Source organism: Streptomyces sp. SID14478 (assembly GCF_010548525.1).
GTDB lineage: Bacteria > Actinomycetota > Actinomycetes > Streptomycetales > Streptomycetaceae > Streptomyces.
Map to the genome: position 1 here is coordinate 1 of NZ_JAAGMG010001117.1, position 2,112 is coordinate 2,112.

The 2,112-nt window shown below is 74.6% G+C and carries 2 protein-coding genes; both read right to left on the bottom strand.

Going from position 1 to position 2,112, the window contains the following annotated elements; all coding sequences use genetic code 11:
* Positions 1-141: 141 nt before the first annotated feature.
* Positions 142-1,086 carry an SDR family oxidoreductase gene (locus G3I40_RS36100; RefSeq protein ID WP_164559058.1) on the bottom strand — a complete coding sequence of 315 codons (945 nt, stop codon included), beginning with the start codon at positions 1,084-1,086 and terminating at the stop codon, positions 142-144.
* A 1-nt stretch (position 1,087) separates the two neighbouring features.
* Positions 1,088-1,840, bottom strand: a complete 753-nt coding sequence (locus G3I40_RS36105; RefSeq protein WP_164559059.1) for an SDR family oxidoreductase — start codon at positions 1,838-1,840, stop codon at positions 1,088-1,090.
* Positions 1,841-2,112 lie beyond the last annotated feature (272 nt).

The following is a 2,112-nucleotide window of genomic DNA, read 5'->3' on the forward strand; positions in this document are numbered from 1 at the left end:
CGAGGACGGTGCCTCGGTCGGCGCCCGGCCCGGTGCGGATGCCGGCGGCGGCCGCGACGCCGCCCGTCCACCGCGCCGTGCTCTGGATCGGCCAGGTCCGGGAGGACGGATCGCCGCTTCCCCTCCCCGCCCACCAATCCCTCAGGACGCCCCGTAGACACCTCCGGGCGCCGCGGCCCGCGCCAGGAGTTCCCGGGCCGTCTCGCCCGCTCCCGACGGCGTCCACCGCTCGGCCTTGTCGGCCGTCGGGCCCGGCCGCCATCCCTCCATCACCGTGATCCGCCCGCCCTCGACCTCGAAGACGCGCCCGCTCACCCCGTCGCTGGCGGCCCCCGAGCCGAGCCACACCACCAGCGGCGAGACGTTCTCCGGTGCCATCGCGTCGAACCCGCCGCTCCGCGGGGCGGCCATCGTGTCGGCGAACGTGGCCTCGGTCATGCGGGTCCGCGCCGCCGGCGCGATCGCGTTGACCTGGACCCCGTACCGCCCCATCTCGGCGGCGGCGACGAGCGTCAGACCGAGGATGCCCGCCTTCGCGGCGCTGTAGTTGCCCTGCCCCACCGACCCCAACAGCCCCGCTCCGGACGAGGTGTTGATGACCCGTGCCGTCACCGTCCGCCCGGCCTTGGCCTGCGCCCGCCAGTACGCGGCGGCATGCTTGAGCGGCAGGAAGTGCCCCTTGAGGTGGACCCGCATCACGGCGTCCCAGTCGTCCTCGTCGAGGTTCACCAGCATCCGGTCGCGCAGGAACCCGGCGTTGTTCACCAACGTGTCGAGCCGCCCGTACGTGTCGACGGCCGCGGCGACGAGCGAAGCGGCACCCTCCGACGTCGCGATGTCGGCGCCGTGAGCCACCGCCTCGCCGCCCGACGCCCGTATCTCGGCGACCACTTGGGCGGCCGGGCTGTCCGGTGCGGGGGTGCCGTCGAGGCCCACTCCGAGGTCGTTCACGACGACTTTCGCGCCTTCGGCCGCGTAGGCGAGGGCGTGCGCGCGGCCCAGGCCCCGGCCGGCCCCGGTGACGGCCACCACCCGGCCCGCGCACAGCCCGCCACCGACCGGCTTCGCATCCGCCGCCTGCGTCATCTCACGCCTCCTTGTTGACAGTTGCCGCATCCAGGAACGCGGGGCGCTCGCCCCCGCCGTGCACGAGCAGGCTCGCTCCGGTGATGTACGAGGCCTGCTCCGAGGCCAGGAACACCGCCGCCTCGCCGATCTCGCGGGGCTCGGCGAGACGCCCCAGCGGCACCGTCGCGCCCACGGCCGCGATGCCGTCCTCGTCCCCGTAGTGCAGCGCGGACAGTTCCGTGCGCACCATGCCGAGGACGAGGGTGTTCACCCGGATCCGCGGGGCCCATTCCACGGCCATGGACCGCGCCAGGTTCTCCAGTCCCGCCTTCGCCGCCCCGTACGCCGCCGAGCCCGGCGAGGGGCGGGCGCCGCTGACGCTGCCGATCATCACGATGGAGCCGTGCACGGCGGCCAGGTGCGCGCGGGCGGCGAGGGAGGCGGTCAGCGGCGCCGTCAGGTTGAGTTCGATCACGCGCGCATGGCGTGCGGCGTCGGTGTCGCCGAGCAGCCGGTAGGGCGTGCCCCCCGCGTTGTTCACCAGGACGTCCACCCGGTCGAGTCCGGCGAAGAACTCCCCCACGGCGGCCGGGTCCCGTAGGTCCACGGCCGCGAACTCGCAGCCGTCGAGCGGAATTTCGGGCGGGCGCCGGGCGCAGACGACCACCCGCGCCCCGGCCCTCGCGAACGCCGCCGCGATCCCCGCGCCCACTCCCCTGGTTCCGCCGGTGACGACGACGACCCGCCCGCTCAGATCCGTCCCGTGTCCCATACCGCCTCCTTCTGGCCCTTCCCGACCGGCCCTCTCCCGACCCGTTCCGCCGGTCCCCGTCGCCTGCTAACGTCGAGCGGCACGGCACCAAACAAACGTTAGGTGGAAAGGTAGCCGAACGCCGCTCCCACCGCCACCACCCGCACTCCGGAAGGCCTTCGCAAGGGAGTTCACGTATGCCAGGCACGCACAGCAACGCCCTGCCCCGCCGGACCCTGCTCGGCGCCGCGCTCTACACGGCCGCCGCGGCGGCGCTCGCCCCGGCGGCCACG

What these genes read in the sequence shown, in the direction of transcription:
- G3I40_RS36100 (WP_164559058.1), bottom strand. Translation starts at nt 1,086, where the DNA reads ATGACGCAGGCGGCGGATGCGAAGCCGGTCGGTGGCGGGCTGTGCGCG.
- G3I40_RS36105 (WP_164559059.1), bottom strand. Translation starts at nt 1,840, where the DNA reads ATGGGACACGGGACGGATCTGAGCGGGCGGGTCGTCGTCGTCACCGGC.